We start from the raw sequence: 17,082 nt of genomic DNA, 5'->3' as shown, positions 1-17,082 counted from the left end.
GAGGGGGACTGGATGACAAGACGGCGGATCGCCGCGGGTGTGCTGGGCGCGGCGATGACAGCGGCGATGCTGGTGCCGGGACAGGCACAGGCCGCTGCCGGGCGGGCCACTGCGGCCTGCTCGATGACGCTCGGCACGGTGACCGTGCAGGGCGATCACAAGTTCCAGACGCTCACGGCGACCTCGCCCGTGACCGCGTCGCCGCCGCACGTCGGGCCGAAGGGACTGTTCCCGGTCGACCTGGTACGGCTCACGACGTCGGTCGGCTGGGAGCCGGATCCGCCGGCCGGTATGGCGAAGAGCGGGTACGTGCGGATCTCGAACGACCTCTACCGGTTCCGGTACGTCATTGACATGTACATCGGTGAGATCGACCCCGACTCGTACCAGCAGACCAAGGTGGGCGGCGGCTGGATCCACCAGCGCTACGTCGAGCGGTCGACGAACCACACCTACGCCTTGGACGGCGACGTCATCACGCGCTGGACGGTGGAGGGATCCGCCTGGCGCTACCGGACGACGTACAGCGGGTTCTCGTCGGTCAAGACGATGACGCTGCTCAGCCAGACGGCGACGTACGACACGTTCCTCGCCAACACGCGGGGCGGGGCGCTGTACACGATCCGGATCCCGTTCAGCGGCAAGCCGGTGGTGAAGAAGGTCCGTACGTCGACCTGGCAGACGTTCGAGACGCTGGTCGCCGAGAAGTGCGGCGTGCAGAGCACGTTGCTGCTCGGCATCGACAAGGACACCCGGCGGGGCTACCTGTACGCCGTGAGCCACGCCAACGGCACCGCCACGGTCATCAAGGGCCTGGGGCGTGTGGGCGACCAGCTCGCCGCTCCCGAGGACAAGGTGTACTTCCGCTACTACCCCGGCAGTCCTGAAGCCGGCGCCCTACTCTACGGAGAGTGACGATGAAGATCAGGAAGCGCGCAGCCGGCCTGCTGGGTCTTGCGCTGACCGCTGGAGCGCTGGCTCAGGCGGCACCCGCCGCGGCGAGCACCAGCGAGGTGCCGTTCTGCCAGCTGTCGCTGGCGTCGACCACGAGCGGCGGTGACGTCATCCTGCGCGGGCTGTACGGCGTCGTGCCGCCGGGCGCGAGCCCGAGCCGGTGGGGCGGCAAGGACCTGGTGCCCGACAACCAGGTCCGGCTGACGAGCGGCCTCGGCACCCAGATGAACGCCGAGCAGAACGGAGAGTCGCGCCGGCAGTACGTGGTACTGGGCACCGGGCTGTACCAGCTGACGTACGACGTCAACGACTTCTGGGGTGATGTGGACCCGGCCTCGGTGAAGCGCACGCCGATCGGTGGCGGGTGGGGCGACGTGCGGTACCTGGAGAGCTCGCGGTTCAACCGCGGCAGCACGTTGGTGCGGCACAACGCTTATGCGCTGCTCGGCGACACCATTCTGCGCTGGAACGTCGACGGTACGGCGTTCACCCGGAAGGCGACGTACGCCGGGTTCAGCGCCGTGAAGACGATGACGCTGATCAGCCAGACGGCGACGTACGACACGTTCCTCGCCAACACGCGAGGCGGGGCGCTCTACACGATCCGGATCCCGGTCTCCGGGGCGCCGGTGGTGAAGGTGGTCCGGCGGTCCACGTGGCAGGGCTTCGAGTCGCTGGTCGCGAACGGCTGCGGGCTCAAGACGATCGTCCTGGGCGTCGACCAGGAGACCGGAGCGCCGTATCTGTACGAGTTCGGCCACGCCAACGGCACCGCGACGGTGATCCGCGCGCTGGGCAAGGTGCCGCGCACCTTCACCGAGGTCGCCCACGCCCGCCGCTTCCAGGACAACCTGGAACGGGAGCAGCTGTCCGGCGAGTGACGTCCAGGCCATCACAATCGCGGCGGCCGTCCCGCGGCCCGCTCGTCGCGCGCCGCGCCGGCCGATTGTGATGGCCTGGCGATCGCCTCGGTGCCTACAGGTCGACCAGGTCCAGGAGCTGGCCGAGTTCCTTGGAGTCGAGTTCGCGAAGTTCGCCGGTGTGCAGGTTGCCGCGGCGGACCGGGCCGATCGCGGTGCGGGTGAGGCGCTTGACCGGGTGGCCGACGGCGTCGAACATCCGCCGTACGATCCGGTTCCGGCCCTCGTGCAGACTCATCTCGACGAGCGTGCGGCCCGGTACCGTCGACACGATCTTCACCGTGTCGGCGCGGGCCGGGCCGTCCTCGAGCTCGACGCCGTCCAGGAGCTTGCGCAGTACGCCGGGTTTGAGGTTGCCGTCGACCTCGGCGACGTACGTCTTGGAGACCTCGTACGACGGATGCGCCAGCCGGTGCGCGAACTCGCCGTGGTTGGTGAGCAGCAGCAAGCCCTCGGTGTCGGTGTCGAGGCGCCCGATGTGGAACAGCCGCTCCGGCCGGTCCTGCACGTAGTCGGTGATGCACGGCCGCCCCTGCGGATCGGACATCGTGGTCACGACACCGCGCGGCTTGTTGAGCACGAGGTACACGTTCGCGCTGACCGGCGGGATCCGCTCCCCGTCGACCCGGATGACCGCCGTCTCAGGATCCACCCGGACCCCGAACTCCGTCACCACCCGCCCGTCGACCTCGACCCGCCCGTCCTCGATCATCAACTCCGCATTCCGCCGCGAAGCCACCCCCGCCCGAGCCAAAACCTTCTGCAACCGAACCCCACCCTCATCCCCCATCCCGACCCCCACCATCCCGCTCGTAACCGACCGGCTCACCGTCGTCGGCTAGGTCATCGGCTGCGGCGTCGGTCTCGGTGGGCGCGTCGGCCTCGGCCGGCGCGTCGGCGTCGGCTTCGGCGTCGGCTTCGGCGTCGGTGGATGAGTCGGAGGAGGCATCGTCGGAGCCGTCCTCCGCAGGCTCGTCAGCACCGGCGTTGCCTGCGTCTTCGGTCGACTGCTCATCTGCGTCCGCGGATCCCGTCAGCTCATCCGGGGCTGCGGGCTCGGCTGATGCCGACGTACTGGCAGCCGTGTCCGGCGTCAGTTCGGCGGTTGCTTGGTCGTCCTGCGTGGTGTCCTCGGAGTCGGGGGCAGCCTCGGCGGTTTCCGCCGAGGGGGCTTCTGAGGGGGGTGGGAGGGTTTGGGCGGCCAGTTCGTCCTCGATGTCGTCCATTTCGGGGAGGTAGGGGGCGAGTTCGGGAAGGTCGTCGAGGGACTGCATGCCCATGCGTTCCAGGAAGTACGTGGTGGTGCGGTACAGGGTTGCCTGGGACTCGGTGTCGGCGCCGGCTTCTTCGACCAGCCCGCGGGCGACGAGCGTGCGCATGACGCCGTCGACGTTCACGCCGCGGATGGCGGAGACGCGGGCCCGGCTTACCGGCTGCTTGTACGCGACCACGGCAAGGGTTTCGAGGGCTGCCTGGGTGAGGCGCGCCTGCTGGCCGTCGAGGACGAAGCGTTCGACGTACTGCGCGGCTTCTGGGCGGGTGTAGTACCGCCAGCCGCCGCCTACCTCGCGGAGGTCGAATCCGCGGCCCTGCTCGGTGTACTCCGCTGCCAGTTCCGCGAGCGCGGCCGCGACGTCTCCGGTGGGACGGCCGACCGCACGCGCCAGCGTCAGTACCGGAAGCGGCTCGTCCGTCACCATCAGAATCGCCTCGAGCGCCCGGCGCATGGTGTCGTCGTCCACCACCACCTCGTCCCCCACCGGCAGTGAGGTCTGCCCCGCCGGCAGATGAGCCTCGTCATCCGCCAACTCCTCCCCAGGTACGGCGCCATCAACCACGTCACCGCCCTGCGCGTCCGCGTCCGGTGCGTCCACGTCCGGTGCGTCCGCGTCCGGTACGCCGGCGTCCGGTACGCCGGTCTCGGGTACGGCGGCCTCGGGCACGTCGGCGTCGGCGGAGGGCGCGTCGGCGTCGGCGGAGGGCGCGTCGGCGTCGGCGGGCTCCTCGGCCGCGGCGGCGTCCGACGTGGCGGCGGGCGCGGCGGCCTCGGGCAGGTCGGAGCTGCCCTGGTCGGAGCTGCCCTGGTCGGAGCTGCCCTGGTCGGCGTCGCCGTCGTCGCTGGCGATTGCGGCGTCGTCGGAGGAATCCCTGCCCGCGTCGTCAGCGGTGCTGCCGGGGGCGGCTTCGCCGGTGGACGTGGTGTCGCCTGAGGGCGACGCCGAGGTGGCGGGGGCCGGGGGGATCTCCGCGTCGGTCGCGTCGGTCACCTCAGGATCGGTCGGCGCTTCGGGCGCCTCGGGCGCGGTGGGCGGCTCGGTGGGCTCGGGCGCGGTGGTGGGGTCGGGGTTGGTCACTGGTTTGTCGTCTCGGATTCTTCTGGGGCGGGGTCGGGTGGGTCGGTGTGGGAGGCGCCGGGTTCGAGGAAGTCGGGGTCGTCGTCGACGACGGGAGCCTCGCCGGAGTCGTCGGCGGGTTTGTGTTCCTCGTCGAACTCGTCGCTGACGGAGATCTCACCCTCGTCGGTACCCGTCCAGCGGATCGTCAGCTCCCCCAGCGGCGTCACCTGGTCGAACGACACCGCCGCCTCCCGGAACAGCTCCAGCAACGCCAGGAACCGGCACACAGTCGTCACGGTGTCGGGCGAATCGGCCACCAGCGACCGGAACGTCGCACTGCGTTGCCGCCGCAGCCGGTCCACGATCACCTCGGCCTGCTCCCGGACCGTGACGGCCGGCGCGTGCAGGTGGGCGAGCGACACCCCGGGCGGTACGTCGTCCCGCGGCGCCATCGCCTTCGCGGCCAGTGCCGCCAGCCCGGCCGGGTCGATCCCGAGCAGCACCTCGGGCAGCAGCTCCGCGAACCGCGGCTCCACCCCCACGGCCCGCGGGAACCGCCGCGCCTCGAGCGCCATCCGCTCCTGCACCAGCGCCGCGATCTGCTTGAACGCCCGGTACTGCAGCAGCCGCGCGAACAGCAGGTCACGCGCCTCCAGCAGCGCCAGGTCCTCGTCGTCCTCGACCTCGCCCTTGGGCAGCAGCCGCGCCGCCTTCAGGTCGAGCAGCGTCGCCGCGATCAGCAGGAACTCCGACGTCTGGTCGAGGTCCCACTCCGACCCCAGCGCCTTGATGTGCGCGATGAAGTCGTCGGTGATCACCGACAGCGCGATCTCGGTGATGTCGAGCTTGTGCTTGCTGATCAGCTGCAGGAGCAGGTCGAACGGCCCCTCGAAGTTGACCAGGTGGACACTGAACCCTTTGCCCTCGGCAACAGTCGGTACGCCGTCCGCCGCGGCCGGCGAAAGGTCCGAGGGCAACGAGTCCGACGAGCTCATTCCGAGGCCTTGAGCCGCCGTACCAGCACCGAGTCCGGGCCGTGGTCGACGAAGTCGGCGAGCAGGACGTCGATCGCCTCGCGGACGATCCGGCCCCGGTCGGCCGTCAGGCCGTGCTCCGCGCGCAGCGCGAGTCTGGTCTGTTCCAGGCCGAGCAGCTCCTCCTCCGTCACGTACACGGTGATCTTCGTGTCGTGCCGGATCCGACCACTCGACTTCCGGTCGTCGACGACCGTCGTGCGCGACCGCACGGTGGACGGTGCGGTCGACGGTCCGTCAGTGGTGGTGCGCTTCTCGGGTCTGGTCTGCTTCGGTGCCGCACCCCCGAAGAGTTCACTGGCACCTGGCAGGCTCACCCGGCGGGACAACGCGCCAGCACCTCCTTGGCAAGATCGCGGTACTGGGTAGCCGCTTGGGACGACGGCGCGTAGGTCGTGATCGGCTCACCGACGACCGTGGTCTCGGGGAACTTGACGGTACGCCGGATGACGGTGTGGAAGACGCGTTCGTCGAAGGCCTGGACCACCCGGTCCAGCACCTCCCGGGCGTGCGTCGTACGCCCGTCGAACATGGTGCCGAGGATCCCGACGATCTCCAGCTTCGGGTTCAGCCGGTCCTGCACCTTGGCGATCGTGTCGGTCAGCATGGCCAGGCCGCGGAGCGCGAAGAACTCGCACTCCAGCGGTACGACGATGCCGTTCGACGCGGTCAGCGCGTTCACGGTGAGCAGGCCCAGCGACGGCGCGCAGTCGATCAGGATCACGTCGTACTGCGGGATGATCGGGTCGAGGACCCGCTGCAGCGTGTACTCGCGGGCGACCTCCTGGACCAGCTGGACCTCGGCCGCGGACAGGTCGATGTTCGCGGGCAGCAGGTCGAGGTTCGGCACGCTGGTCGGCTGGATCACCTCGTCGGCGGTGATGTCGCGCTGCATCAGCAGGTTGTAGACCGACAGCTCGAGGTCGTGCGGCTGTACGCCGAGCCCGATCGAGGCCGAGCCCTGCGGGTCGAAGTCGATCAGCAGCACCTTGCGACCGGTCTCGGCGATCGCCGCGCCGAGGTTGATCGTGGTGGTGGTCTTGCCGACGCCGCCCTTCTGGTTGCACATCGCGATCACCTGCGCCGGGCCGGTCTTGGTCGGGGGCTGCGGCTCCGGCAGGTCCGGCAGCGGCCGGCCGGTCGGCCCGATCTTGTGACGCGGGCCGTTCGGGTCGTTCACGGGTGCGAGGTCCTCCGCGGTGAGCTTGGCCGTCGGCTTCGGCATCTCCGCATAGTTGTCGGGCAGGGTGCGGGCCGGCGCGGGGGCCGGCCGGGGCGGGGTGGGCTGGAAGCTGGTCGGATCGCTGGGGGTATTGCTCGGGGTACTGCTGGGTGGCGCGCTGATCGGCTGGACCGGCTCCGGGCCGGAAACGTGCCCCGGCTGGTGGCCCATCACGTGTTCGGTGCCCGGGAATGTCGACTCGTTCATGACTCGTCAAACCTTTCAACCGATACGGGCGATCCCAGCGACTGTAAGCGTGCATTCAAGCACTCTCAACCAGCCACTCCGCACCGGGGTGGGGTGGTTTGTCGACAAAGCTCCGAACGGGGCCGGTGACCCTCCTGGAGTCACCAACCGTGATCAGATGATCGCACACCGTCCAGAGGCGCTACACACCGGGTCACTACAGCGCGCGCGGGTGCGAGGTGGCGTAGACCTCGCGCAGCTTGTCCACGGTTACCAGCGTGTAGACCTGCGTCGTCGTCACCGACGCATGTCCCAGCAGCTCCTGTACGACGCGTACGTCGGCCCCGCCGTCCAGCAGGTGCGTCGCGTACGAGTGCCGCAACGTGTGCGGTGAGATCTCCTTCGAGATCCCGGCCCGCTGTGCGGCGCGACGCAGTACCGTCCAGGCACTCTGCCGGGACAGGCGGCCGCCACGGGCGTTGAGGAAGAGCGCCGGAGTACCGCGACCTCGTGACACCAGGTCCGGTCGGCCGCGGACCTGGTACGCCGACAACGCCTCACGCGCGTAGGTGCCGACAGGTACCACCCGCTCCTTGCTGCCCTTGCCGCGCAACAGGACCGCTCCTGCGTCCAGGTCGATGTCGTCGACGTCCAGCCCGACCGCCTCGGAGATGCGGGCGCCGGTGCCGTACAGGAACTCCAGCAACGCCGCATCCCGGGTAGCGAGCACAGCAGGCTCCGCCTCGGCTCCAGCGGCCGCTGAGAGGATCCTGGTCACCTCGTCGACAGACAGGGCCTTCGGCAGCCGCTGCGGCGGCACAGGGGGCTTCACGGCCGCCGCAGGGTCCACTGCGGTCAGCCCCTCCCGGACGCAGAACTTGTGGAACCCCCGGACGGCCACCACGGTCCGCCCCGCACTGGAAGCGGTCAGTGGCGGATGGTCCGCGTCCCCCTCCCGCAGGCGCATCAGGAAGTCGCTGACCACCGCCTCCGTGATCCGGCCGAGGTCGTCGATCCCGGACGCGGCCAGGTAGCCGACGTACCGGCGCAGGTCGCGCCGGTACGACGCCAGCGTGTTCGCGGCCAGGCCGCGCTCCACCGTGAGGTGGTCCAGGTACGCACTGACCGCCCGGGTGATACTCAGACCAGCACCTCGTCCAGCTTCAGCTGCGACAGGTCGTGCGCGTCGGCGACCGGACCGTACGTGACGTGCCCGTCGAACGTGTTCAGGCCGAGCGCGAGGCTGTGGTCCTGCTTGAGCGCCTCCCGCCAGCCCAGGTTCGCCAGCTCGATCGCGTACGGCAGCGTCACGTTGGTCAGCGCGTACGTCGACGTGTTCGGCACCGCGCCGGGCATGTTGGCGACGCAGTAGAACAGCGAGTCGTGGACCTTGTACACCGGGTCGGCGTGCGTCGTCGGACGCGAGTCCTCGAAGCAGCCGCCCTGGTCGATCGCGATGTCGACCAGCACGCTGCCGGGCTTCATCCGCCGGACCATGTCGTTCGTGACCAGCTTCGGGGCCTTCGCACCGACCACCAGCACCGCGCCGATGACCAGGTCCGCCTCCAGCACCGCCTTCTCGATCTCGTACGCGTTGGACGCGATCGTCAGCAGGTGGCCCTGGTAGATCTGGTCGGCCTGCCGCAGCCGCGCGATGTTGCGGTCGAACAGCTGCACCTGGCCCTGCATGCCGAGCGCGATCGCGGCCGCGTTCATCCCGGACACGCCCGCGCCGAGGATGACGACGCGGGCCGGGTGGACGCCGGACACGCCGCCGAGCAGCACGCCGCGGCCGCCGCCCTGCGCCATCAGGTGGTAGGCGCCGGACTGCGGCGCCAGCCGGCCGGCCACCTCGCTCATCGGCGCCAGCAACGGCAGGGTGCCGTCCGGGAGCTGCACCGTCTCGTACGCGATCCCGGTGATGCCCGACTGCAGCAGCGCGTCGGTGCAGTCGCGGCTGGCGGCCAGGTGCAGGTAGGTGAACAGCACCTGGTCCCTGCGCATCCGGTGGTACTCCTCCGCCACCGGCTCCTTGACCTTGAGCACCAGCTCCGCGTCCGCCCAGACGTCGTCCGCCTCCGCCACGATCCGCGCCCCGGCGGCGACGTACTCGTCGTCCGGGATCAGCGAACCGTTGCCTGCTCCCTGCTCGATCAGAACCTCGTGCCCGCCGCGCACGAACTCGTGCACGCCCGACGGGGTGATCGCCACCCGGTACTCGTGGTTCTTGACTTCCTTGGGAACTCCGACCTTCACAACTCGCCCTTCTTTCACGATCCAGGAGTGCGGCCCACCTCGTTGTGTCCGCGGCCCGGCGGTTGAGGGGATGCTGCCAGGTCGCTGCCGAGTGTATGCCCGCGGGGTTCATACCACCCGTTCGGATGGTCTGATCGTGATCCGACGCGCTGCCGGTACCCCATCGGTAATCCAACGGAAGCATTCCGGCAAGGTCGGGCACGGAACGGAGCCGTCCGGTAGCCCTCTGACGCGGCAAGGATCATTGACGGGCCTCCGGGCGCGTCGGGGATGCTTGGAATGGCGCCCGTCCGCTCCGGGTTGCTCAGTGAGGACCGACTAGGAGAGGAGCACGGCGTGGCGATGGAGCTGGGACGTTACGGGGTCTGGCACGGCCCGCAGCACTTCGGCCCGGAACTCGCGGCCGGACTGGAGCGGGCGGGGTACGGCGCCCTGTGGCTGGGCGCGTCACCGGACACCGGGCTGCGCGACGCCGAGGTGTTGCTGGCCGCAACGACTTCGGTTGCCGTCGGCACCAGCATCGTGAACATGTGGAAGTCGCCCGCGGCCGAGGTGGCGGCGTCGTACCACCGGCTCGAGGAGGAGCACCCGGGACGGTTCCTGCTCGGCGTCGGCATCGGTCACCGGGAGCGCAACGACGACTACCGGTCGCCGTACGAGACGATCGTCTCCTACCTGGACGAGCTCGACGACGCCAAGGTGCCGGCCGACCGGCGCGCGCTGGCCGCGCTCGGCCCGAAGGTGCTGCAGCTGTCCGGTGCGCGGACGGCCGGGGCGCTGCCCTACCTGACCACGCCCGAGCACACCCGGGAGGCCCGCCGGATCCTCGGCGGCGGCGTGCTGCTGGCCCCCGAGCAGATGGTGGTTCTGGAGACCGACCCGGAGATCGCCCGGGCGACGGCGCGGGACCGGCTGGCGTCGTACCTGCAGCTGAGCAACTACACGACGAACTTCAAGCGGCTCGGGTTCGGCGACGAGGACTTCGCGGACGGCGGCAGCGACCGGCTCGTCGACGCGCTGGTGCTGCACGGTTCGGCGGTCGAGGTCGCCGCGGGCCTGAAGGCGCACCTCGACGCGGGCGCGAACCACGTCGCGATCCAGCAGCTGGGGCCCGAGGGGATCGACCTGCTGCCCGGGTACGAGGCGCTCGCGACCGTCCTCGAGTAGGTCCCGGTTCCGGCCCTGGAACTGGGTCTTGATTCCGGGCCGGAACGGTGGAACATCGGCAGTAGATGCACCACATCGGGGTGGTGCATGTTGGAGGTGTTCCCATGACCGAGCGACACGAGTTGCGATGGGGCGGCTTCGCCGGACTGGCTTTCGTCGTCCTGGCACTGCTGGGCAGGTTCCTGCCCGGTAATCCTCCGACGGTCGGTGATTCGGACAGCACGATCACGAGCTGGATCGCCGACAACCGGACCATGTTGTTGCTGAGCTCGCTGATGTGGGCCGCCGCGGCCGGGTTGATCATCTGGTTCGCGGCCGCGTTCGCCGAGGCGATGCGCGAGCGCGCCGAGCGCAGCGACGTCCACCTGGCGCTGCTGGCCGGTTCGGTGCTGGTCGGCGGGGCGATCTTCGTGAACGCCGGGCTGACCGCCGCGTCGGCGTTCGGCGTCGACGGCCGGGACGCGGGGATCACGCTGATGCTGTTCGAGCTGAGCGCGGTGACGACGACGATGATCGGCTTCGCCGCCGCCCTGCCGCTGGCCGCGGCCGGGATGGGCGTACTGCGCACGCGGGTGATGCCGAACTGGCTGGGCTACCTGGCCCTGCTGGCCGCCGTGGTGTCCTTCCTCGGCGCGTTCGGCGTCTTCGCCACCTCCGGCGCGTTCGTTGCCGGCGGCATGCTCATGACCACGGTCCCGCTGCTGCTGTCCGCGGTCTGGATCATCTGCGCGGGCGGCTACATGGTCCGCGAACACCTGCCGGAACTCACCACCGGGGAGTCCGCCGTACCTCAGATGTAGCTGGAGTCAGCGCAGCGTGAAGTCGGCGAAGTCGAACCCCGGCGACACGACGCACGACACCAGCACCGCCTCGTCACCCACGGGCCGGGCCGCCTGCCAGGCGCCCGCCGGCACCACCACCTGCGGCCGCTGACCGGCCCGCACGTCCGGCCCGAGGGTGACACTCTCGTCCCCGAACTCCAACGTCAACGCACCCCCGGAGTGCCACAACCACAACTCCGCGGACCGCACCCGATGCGACCGCGACTCCTCCCCCGGCGCCAGCAGGAAGTAGATCGCCGTCGCACTGGCCCGCGTCCCGCCGTACCCCTCCGGCTCGAACTCCACCCCCGACCGCCACGTCTCCCGATACCACCCACCCTCCGGATGCCGCTCCAACCCCAGCAACACCGCCAACTCCGGCTTCTCCATGGACCGATTGTCCGGTTTCAGCGGTCCTTCGCCGGCCAGGGGGAGTCGGCTGGGCGGAGGGTTTCGAAGCCGGGGCCGTTGAGGGCGGTCCAGGCTGCTAGGGAGCCCATGACGAGGATGGGGTTCTGGAGGTGGCCGGCCAGGACGGCGCCGACCACGTCGATGAGTGGGGCCCAGACGGTTTCCATGTCGGCCTCTTCGTGGAGGCGTTCGAAGGACTCGTCGGCGGGTGACAGGTCGCGGGCCAGGAAGATCCGGACCGCCTCGTTGGTGAGGCCGGGTGAGGTGAAGGCGTCGACCAGGATCCGCCAGTCGGCGGCCTTGGTCGCCGTCTCCTCCCAGAGCTCGCGTTCGGCGCCCAGGCGGTACTGCTCGCCCTGGACGTCGAGCAGGCCCGCCGGCGCCTCGAGCAGCTTGTAGCCGACCGGGTGCCGGTACTGCCGGACCAGCAGCATCCGGTTGTTCTCGTCCAGCGCGACCACGCCGACAGCTCCGGGATGTACGACGACATCGCGGACGAACGGCGTACCGCCGGGTGGCTCGATCGCGTCCCGGCGTACCGCGATGACCCGGCCGGTCTCGTGCACCACCTCGGACGCGGAGACCGGCCACCGCTCCGGCTGGTCCGCGAGCCCGGCGCCGAACCGCAGCTCGGGATAGTCCGTCATCAGGACTTGACCGCTTCGGCCTTGGCGGTGCTCTTCTTCGCGGCCGGCTTCGGCTCCTCCACCGGCAGCCGGGACTCGCGCTGCCGGTCCAGCGCCGCCGAGACCAGCCCGGAGAACAGCGGGTGCGGCTTGGTCGGCCGCGACCGCAGCTCCGGGTGCGCCTGGGTGGCCACGAAGTACGGGTGCGCGGCGCGGTCCAGCTCGATGAACTCGACCAGCTCGTTGTCCGGCGACAGCCCGCTGAACACCAGCCCGGCGGTCTCCAGCTTGTCCCGGTAGGCGTTGTTCACCTCGTAGCGGTGCCGGTGCCGTTCCTGCACCGACGGGGCGCCGTACAGGTCGCGGACGATCGAGCCGTCGGCCAGGTTCGCCGGGTACAGGCCGAGGCGCATCGTGCCGCCCATGTCGCCGGTGCCGGAGACGATGTGCTTCTGCTCCTCCATGGTCGCGATCACCGGCTGCTCGGCGTCCGGGTCGAACTCGCTGGAGTTCGCCTGGTCCAGCCCGGCCAGGTGCCGCGCCACCTCGATCACCATGCACTGCAGGCCCAGGCACAGCCCCAGGATCGGGATCCGCTGCTCGCGCGCGTACCGGATCGCGCCGATCTTGCCCTCGATGCCGCGCACCCCGAACCCGCCCGGGATGCAGATCGCGTCCACGTCGCCGAGCAGCCGGGCCGCGGCCTCGGGCGTGGCGCACTCGTCGGAGGCGATCCAGCGCAGGTTCACCTTGGCGTCGTTGTCGAACCCGCCCGCGCGCAGCGCCTCGGCGACCGACAGGTACGCGTCCGGCAGGTCGATGTACTTGCCGACCAGCGCGACCGTGACGTCGTCCTTCGGGTGGTGCACGACCCGCAGCAGCTCGTCCCAGCGCGTCCAGTCGACGTCGCGGAACGGCAGGTTCAGGCGGCGTACGACGTACGCGTCGAGACCCTCGGCGTGCAGCACCTTGGGGATGTCGTAGATCGACGGCGCGTCCGGCGCCGCGACCACGGCCTCCTGGTCGACGTCGCACATCAGCGAGATCTTCTTCTTGACGCCGTCCGGGATCGGCCGGTCGGAGCGGCAGACGACCGCGTCCGGCGCGATACCGATCGACCGCAGCGCGGCGACCGAGTGCTGGGTCGGCTTGGTCTTCAGCTCGCCGCTCGGGGCGAGGTACGGCACCAGCGAGATGTGCAGGAAGAACACGTTGTCGCGGCCGACGTCGTGCCGGACCTGCCGCGCCGCCTCGAGGAACGGCAGCGACTCGATGTCACCGACCGTGCCGCCGATCTCGTGCAGTACGACGTCCACGTCCGGGCCCGCCATCGCGAGCATCCGTTCCTTGATCTCGTTGGTGATGTGCGGGATCACCTGGACGGTGTCGCCGAGGTACTCGCCGCGGCGCTCCTTGGCGATCACGCTGGAGTAGACCTGCCCGGTGGTCACGTTCGCGACCTGCGACAGGTCGCGGTCGAGGAACCGCTCGTAGTGACCGATGTCGAGGTCGGTCTCGGCGCCGTCGTTGGTGACGAACACCTCACCGTGCTGGAACGGGTTCATCGTCCCGGGATCGACGTTCAGGTACGGGTCCAGCTTCTGCATGGTGACCCGGATGCCGCGCGCCGTCAGCAGACTGCCGAGGCTGGATGCCGTCAGTCCCTTGCCGAGACTGGATGCCACGCCACCGGTGACGAATACGTGCTTGGTCTGCTGGGAATTCGAAGCCCTGTCCACGGGCCTCCAGCCTACCTCTTGTCAAGCACCGGTCGCGACGAGACCCGCGTAGATGTCGAGGAGATTCTTCGCCACCGCGTCCTCGTCCATCCACCGGGCGGCCAACTCCCGGCCTCGTGTCCGCATAGCGTTCGCGGTATCGGGCTCGGCCAGCACCGCGCGGACCCCGTCCGCCAGCCCGTCCGCATCTCCCGGGAAGGCCAGTACCGCGCTGTCGCCGACCAGCTCGGGTACGCCGCCGACAGCGGTCGCGACGACCGGTACGCCGACCTGCATCGCCTCCTGCAGTACGAGCGCGCGGGCCTCCCAATGCGAGGTGAGCAGGAACACGTCCGCTGCACCGAGCAGGTCGGCCACGTCGTTGCGGTGTCCCAGCAACCGGACCGGCAGCTTCTCCGCGTCGATCCGGGCCTGCAGGTTGTCCCGCAACGGTCCGTCGCCGACGACCACGAACACGGCGTCCGGATTCGACTCGTGGATCCGCGCGGCCACGGTCAGCAACGTCGGGTAGTCCTTCTGAGGCGCCAGCCGGCCCACGGTGAGCACCACGGGCCGCTCCCCGAGCCCCAGCTCGCGCCGGACCTCTCGACGCGGCGTACGGATCCTGGGCATCGCCGGAGCCGCCACAGGCGCCAGCTGGGCGTTCCGGGCACCGAGGCTCTTCGCCAGGTCCACGAGGTCACTGGACGCGCCCAGCGTCAGGTCGGCACCTCTGGCGACCAGCCGCTGCCCCATCCGCATCACGAGACCCTTCGGCCCCGCTGCGATCACCGCGTTGTGCCAGGTGACGACGAGCGGGCGTAGCCGGGCCCTGTCCCGCAGCGCGGTCATCCCGGCCCGGTAGCCGTGGGCGTGGATCACGTCGCAGCCGCGCAACCCGGCCGCCTGGCTGACGACGGTCGCCGGAGCGAAGTCGAAGTGCTCGGCCGTCCCGGGCGGCGCGCACACCAGCACCTCGTGCCCGGCACTCAGGTAGCGGGGCACCAGCGAGGCGACGTGCTGCCCGATCCCACCCCGCGCCTCCGCGAGCAGCAGCCCGATCCTCATGGTTTCTCCCGTCGTACGAGTGCGCGAGCGTCCGCGCGATCCAATGCAAGCACGACCACGGCGTAGACGACGACGGTTGCGAGTCCCGACAGGGCCGCAAACAACACGGCAGCCCCGACACCGGCGTCTGCAGCCGGCAGTGACACGGCCCAGCCCGCCGCACCAGCCAGTGCGGCGCCAAGCAGCGCCGCCAGCGACGCCCGCGGGAACCCGGCGAGCACGCCCGCACCCGCCTCACGTCGCAGTACCGCCAGCAGCACCACAGCGCCCACAACCATGCCGACCGACATAGCGGCAGCCAGAGCGGGTACTGCGGCCCACTCAGCGGTCAGCACCACACCGGCGATTGCCACGAGCACCCAAGCGCCAGAAGTCACGACTGCCACCTCACGCCCGCAGTGCCGCGCGTACAGCACCCGGCCGACATGCATCAGGACTGCGAACCCGATGGCGGCAGGCGCGAAGAACATCAGCCCGTCGACCAGCGCCGACGCCCACGACTCCTGCACCGCGCCGTCGTCGTACGCGAAGACCCGCGCCACCGGGACCGCGGTACCGACCAGCAACGCGGCACCGGCGCCACCGGCGAGCATCACCGCACGCGTGGACGTCGCGGCGTAGTAGTCGAACCGCTCCCCCGCCTCGAAAGCGGCCGAGAGGCGCGGGAAGACGGCCGTGGTGATCGGCACGGCGAGTACGGCGTACGGCAAGAGGTAGACCGCGTTCGCCCAGGTGTAGACGGCGATGCTGCCCGCGGCGCCGCGGTGGTTCGCCAGGTACGTCGTGACGACGAAGGTGAGCTGCTGCGCGACCAGTACCGCGAGACCGGCGAGCGCGAGCTTCCGGAGTACGGGCCCCACGCCAGGGTCCAACCGCAGCGTCAAGCGGATCGGCAGGCGCAGTAGCAGCATCGGGATCAGCACCGTGAGCGCCAGCGCCGCGACGCCGGCCGTCGTACCCCAGGCCAGCAGGTCGGTGTCGCCCTGCGAGGCCGCCTCGGCGTCGGGCGCCGCGGCGGCGAACGCGAAGTACGTCGCGACGACGACCAGACTCGAGATCAGCGGGGCCCACGCGCCGGCCGCGAAACGCTTGTGGGACTGGAGAACCGCCGTCGCGATCACCGCCACCGCGTACCCGAAGACCTGCGGTACGAAGATCGCCAGCATCCGCGTCGCGGTCGCCGCCGTACCGCCGCACTCCGCGCCCGGATCGAGCATCGCGTCGGTGTACCGATCGGCCAGAACCCAAGCCAGCAAGGCGACCGGCGCCAGCAGCACGAACGACCAGGACAGCAACGCCCCGATGATCCGCCCCTGCGCGGCGCGGTCGCCGCGCGCCACCGGCCCGGCGAGCACCGGGATGACGGCACCGGCCAGCGCGCCGCCGGCGACGACTTCGAACAGGATGTTCGGCAACTGGTTGGCGGTCGTGTAGGCCTCCGCCAGACAACCCGCCCCCACCGTCTTCGAGAACACCAACCAGCGGCCGAAGCCGACAACCCGCGCCAGAACCGTGACGGCCGCAACGATCAGCGCGGCACGGGCGAGCCTGCTCACCTGGGGCGTCGGCCCCACTGGTCGATCTTGTCGAGGACCGGGGTGTCCGCGATGACCTTGGTGAAGCTGACCTTCTCGCTCGCCAGGTTCAGGCCGACGACGGCCGCGAGCACCAGCGTCTTCAGCGGGCGCGGCAGGGTCGCGGCGAGCGCCGTCCCGGTGATGGCGCCGAGCCCGTTCGCGCCGGAGTCGCCGAGCATCGACCGCTCGCCGAGGTCGGACGGTGCGGCGGCCGCGGCGGCGCCGACGACAGCCGCCGCCGGACCGTTGACGACGGCCAGCGGGGCGCTCACCGCGGTCACGGCCTTGAGCGCACGTCCCGGGCGCAGGTCGAGGAGGTTCGCGAGGTTCGCCGTACCGGCGATCAAGGCGCCGTCGGCAACGATCCCGGCAACGGCTTTCACACCGCGCGACTTCCGCGGCAGGAGCGCAGCGGCCGCGAGACCGGCGGCGCCGACGCCGAGGATCTTCACCGCGCCGCTGGTCACCTCACCGCGCTGCAAGGCGCTCAGGTGACCGCGAAAACCCTTGGCCTGCGTGGTCCCGCGCAGGTCGTCGTACGCGCCGACCGCGCCCGACACCGCGCCGGCGAGCACCGCGGCCGCCTTCACCTTGCCGTTGCCGCGCGACGCGGCCACGCCGGCCAGCGCACCGAGCACTGTCACCGGGCCCTCGAGCAGCGTCACCGGCTCACCGCGATGGTTGGTGCGCTCGAACGGCTCCCGGTTCTCCTTCGGCAGCTTCTCCGCCGCGCGCTCGAGCCCGGCAGTGGCAGCCGCCGCGACGGCAGCGCTCAGAAATCCCACG

General features: G+C 70.5%; 17 protein-coding genes. 4 read left to right on the top strand and 13 right to left on the bottom strand.

Annotated features, from left to right (window positions below):
• The first annotated feature begins 12 nt into the window (after positions 1-12).
• Together ABN611_RS22905 and ABN611_RS22900 are read left to right on the top strand one after the other, a co-directional pair.
• Positions 13-915, top strand: coding sequence for a hypothetical protein (locus tag ABN611_RS22905; RefSeq protein WP_350274262.1), 903 nt, complete (start codon positions 13-15; stop codon positions 913-915).
• 2 nt (positions 916-917) lie between these two features.
• Positions 918-1,835, top strand: a complete 918-nt coding sequence (locus tag ABN611_RS22900) for a hypothetical protein (RefSeq protein WP_350274261.1) — start codon at positions 918-920, stop codon at positions 1,833-1,835.
• Between the two features lie 94 nt (positions 1,836-1,929).
• On the opposite strand, the gene ABN611_RS22895 is transcribed toward ABN611_RS22900, so the two are convergent.
• The 7 genes from ABN611_RS22895 to ald all read right to left on the bottom strand — a co-directional run bounded on the left by ABN611_RS22895 (position 1,930) and on the right by ald (position 8,908).
• Positions 1,930-2,664, bottom strand: a complete 735-nt coding sequence (locus ABN611_RS22895) for a pseudouridine synthase (RefSeq protein WP_350274260.1) — start codon at positions 2,662-2,664, stop codon at positions 1,930-1,932.
• Complete coding sequence (gene scpB, locus ABN611_RS22890; protein WP_350274259.1) at positions 2,654-4,228, bottom strand: SMC-Scp complex subunit ScpB; 1,575 nt, start codon at positions 4,226-4,228, stop codon at positions 2,654-2,656. The genes ABN611_RS22895 and scpB overlap by 11 nt, the downstream gene beginning before the upstream one ends.
• On the bottom strand, positions 4,225-5,205 hold the full coding sequence (locus ABN611_RS22885) for a segregation/condensation protein A (RefSeq protein ID WP_350274258.1): 981 nt from the start codon (positions 5,203-5,205) through the stop codon (positions 4,225-4,227). Before ABN611_RS22885 ends, scpB begins: the two co-directional genes overlap by 4 nt.
• Positions 5,202-5,573: a hypothetical protein gene (locus ABN611_RS22880; protein WP_350274257.1), complete on the bottom strand. Its 372-nt coding sequence runs from the start codon at positions 5,571-5,573 to the stop codon at positions 5,202-5,204. Before ABN611_RS22880 ends, ABN611_RS22885 begins: the two co-directional genes overlap by 4 nt.
• On the bottom strand, positions 5,558-6,469 hold the full coding sequence (locus ABN611_RS22875; RefSeq protein WP_350281671.1) for a ParA family protein: 912 nt from the start codon (positions 6,467-6,469) through the stop codon (positions 5,558-5,560). The genes ABN611_RS22880 and ABN611_RS22875 overlap by 16 nt, the downstream gene beginning before the upstream one ends.
• Positions 6,470-6,869: 400 nt before the next feature.
• The gene (xerD, locus tag ABN611_RS22870) at positions 6,870-7,796 is read right to left on the bottom strand and encodes a site-specific tyrosine recombinase XerD (protein ID WP_350281670.1); all 927 of its coding nucleotides are present in this window, start codon (positions 7,794-7,796) and stop codon (positions 6,870-6,872) included.
• Positions 7,793-8,908: an alanine dehydrogenase gene (gene ald, locus ABN611_RS22865; RefSeq protein WP_350274256.1), complete on the bottom strand. Its 1,116-nt coding sequence runs from the start codon at positions 8,906-8,908 to the stop codon at positions 7,793-7,795. Before ald ends, xerD begins: the two co-directional genes overlap by 4 nt.
• A 342-nt stretch (positions 8,909-9,250) precedes the next feature.
• On the opposite strand from ald, the gene ABN611_RS22860 reads away from it, so the two are divergent.
• Positions 9,251-10,075 carry an LLM class F420-dependent oxidoreductase gene (locus ABN611_RS22860; protein ID WP_350274255.1) on the top strand — a complete coding sequence of 275 codons (825 nt, stop codon included), beginning with the start codon at positions 9,251-9,253 and terminating at the stop codon, positions 10,073-10,075.
• A gap of 104 nt (positions 10,076-10,179) precedes the next feature.
• Complete coding sequence (locus ABN611_RS22855) at positions 10,180-10,875, top strand: DUF4386 family protein (RefSeq protein WP_350274254.1); 696 nt, start codon at positions 10,180-10,182, stop codon at positions 10,873-10,875.
• A 6-nt stretch (positions 10,876-10,881) separates the two neighbouring features.
• Here the strand turns inward: ABN611_RS22855 and ABN611_RS22850 are convergent, their stop codons facing one another.
• The 6 genes from ABN611_RS22850 to ABN611_RS22825 are packed head-to-tail and all read right to left on the bottom strand — an operon-like array spanning position 10,882 to position 17,081.
• Complete coding sequence (locus ABN611_RS22850) at positions 10,882-11,286, bottom strand: cupin domain-containing protein (RefSeq protein WP_350274253.1); 405 nt, start codon at positions 11,284-11,286, stop codon at positions 10,882-10,884.
• A 17-nt stretch (positions 11,287-11,303) separates the two neighbouring features.
• Positions 11,304-11,954 (bottom strand): NUDIX hydrolase, encoded by a 651-nt coding sequence (locus ABN611_RS22845; RefSeq protein ID WP_350274252.1) that lies wholly within the window; start codon positions 11,952-11,954, stop codon positions 11,304-11,306.
• The gene (locus tag ABN611_RS22840; RefSeq protein WP_350274251.1) at positions 11,954-13,672 is read right to left on the bottom strand and encodes a CTP synthase; all 1,719 of its coding nucleotides are present in this window, start codon (positions 13,670-13,672) and stop codon (positions 11,954-11,956) included. Before ABN611_RS22840 ends, ABN611_RS22845 begins: the two co-directional genes overlap by 1 nt.
• 21 nt (positions 13,673-13,693) lie before the next feature.
• On the bottom strand, positions 13,694-14,719 hold the full coding sequence (locus ABN611_RS22835; protein WP_350274250.1) for a glycosyltransferase family 4 protein: 1,026 nt from the start codon (positions 14,717-14,719) through the stop codon (positions 13,694-13,696).
• Positions 14,716-16,293 (bottom strand): lipid II flippase MurJ, encoded by a 1,578-nt coding sequence (locus ABN611_RS22830; protein ID WP_350274249.1) that lies wholly within the window; start codon positions 16,291-16,293, stop codon positions 14,716-14,718. Before ABN611_RS22830 ends, ABN611_RS22835 begins: the two co-directional genes overlap by 4 nt.
• Positions 16,272-17,081: a hypothetical protein gene (locus ABN611_RS22825; RefSeq protein ID WP_350274248.1), complete on the bottom strand. Its 810-nt coding sequence runs from the start codon at positions 17,079-17,081 to the stop codon at positions 16,272-16,274. The genes ABN611_RS22830 and ABN611_RS22825 overlap by 22 nt, the downstream gene beginning before the upstream one ends.
• Between the last annotated feature and the right edge of the window lies 1 nt (position 17,082).

The sequence above is a fragment of the Kribbella sp. HUAS MG21 genome (assembly GCF_040254265.1).
Lineage (GTDB): Bacteria > Actinomycetota > Actinomycetes > Propionibacteriales > Kribbellaceae > Kribbella.
This window is presented reverse-complemented; position numbering and strand designations above follow the sequence as displayed.

What these genes read in the sequence shown, in the direction of transcription:
- ABN611_RS22900 (WP_350274261.1), top strand. Translation starts at nt 918, where the DNA reads ATGAAGATCAGGAAGCGCGCAGCCGGCCTGCTGGGTCTTGCGCTGACC.
- ABN611_RS22850 (WP_350274253.1), bottom strand. Translation starts at nt 11,286, where the DNA reads ATGGAGAAGCCGGAGTTGGCGGTGTTGCTGGGGTTGGAGCGGCATCCG.
- ABN611_RS22895 (WP_350274260.1), bottom strand. Translation starts at nt 2,664, where the DNA reads ATGGGGGATGAGGGTGGGGTTCGGTTGCAGAAGGTTTTGGCTCGGGCG.
- ABN611_RS22905 (WP_350274262.1), top strand. Translation starts at nt 13, where the DNA reads ATGACAAGACGGCGGATCGCCGCGGGTGTGCTGGGCGCGGCGATGACA.
- ABN611_RS22875 (WP_350281671.1), bottom strand. Translation starts at nt 6,469, where the DNA reads ATGCCGAAGCCGACGGCCAAGCTCACCGCGGAGGACCTCGCACCCGTG.
- ABN611_RS22885 (WP_350274258.1), bottom strand. Translation starts at nt 5,205, where the DNA reads ATGAGCTCGTCGGACTCGTTGCCCTCGGACCTTTCGCCGGCCGCGGCG.
- ABN611_RS22855 (WP_350274254.1), top strand. Translation starts at nt 10,180, where the DNA reads ATGACCGAGCGACACGAGTTGCGATGGGGCGGCTTCGCCGGACTGGCT.
- ABN611_RS22845 (WP_350274252.1), bottom strand. Translation starts at nt 11,954, where the DNA reads ATGACGGACTATCCCGAGCTGCGGTTCGGCGCCGGGCTCGCGGACCAG.
- ABN611_RS22860 (WP_350274255.1), top strand. Translation starts at nt 9,251, where the DNA reads ATGGAGCTGGGACGTTACGGGGTCTGGCACGGCCCGCAGCACTTCGGC.
- ABN611_RS22835 (WP_350274250.1), bottom strand. Translation starts at nt 14,719, where the DNA reads ATGAGGATCGGGCTGCTGCTCGCGGAGGCGCGGGGTGGGATCGGGCAG.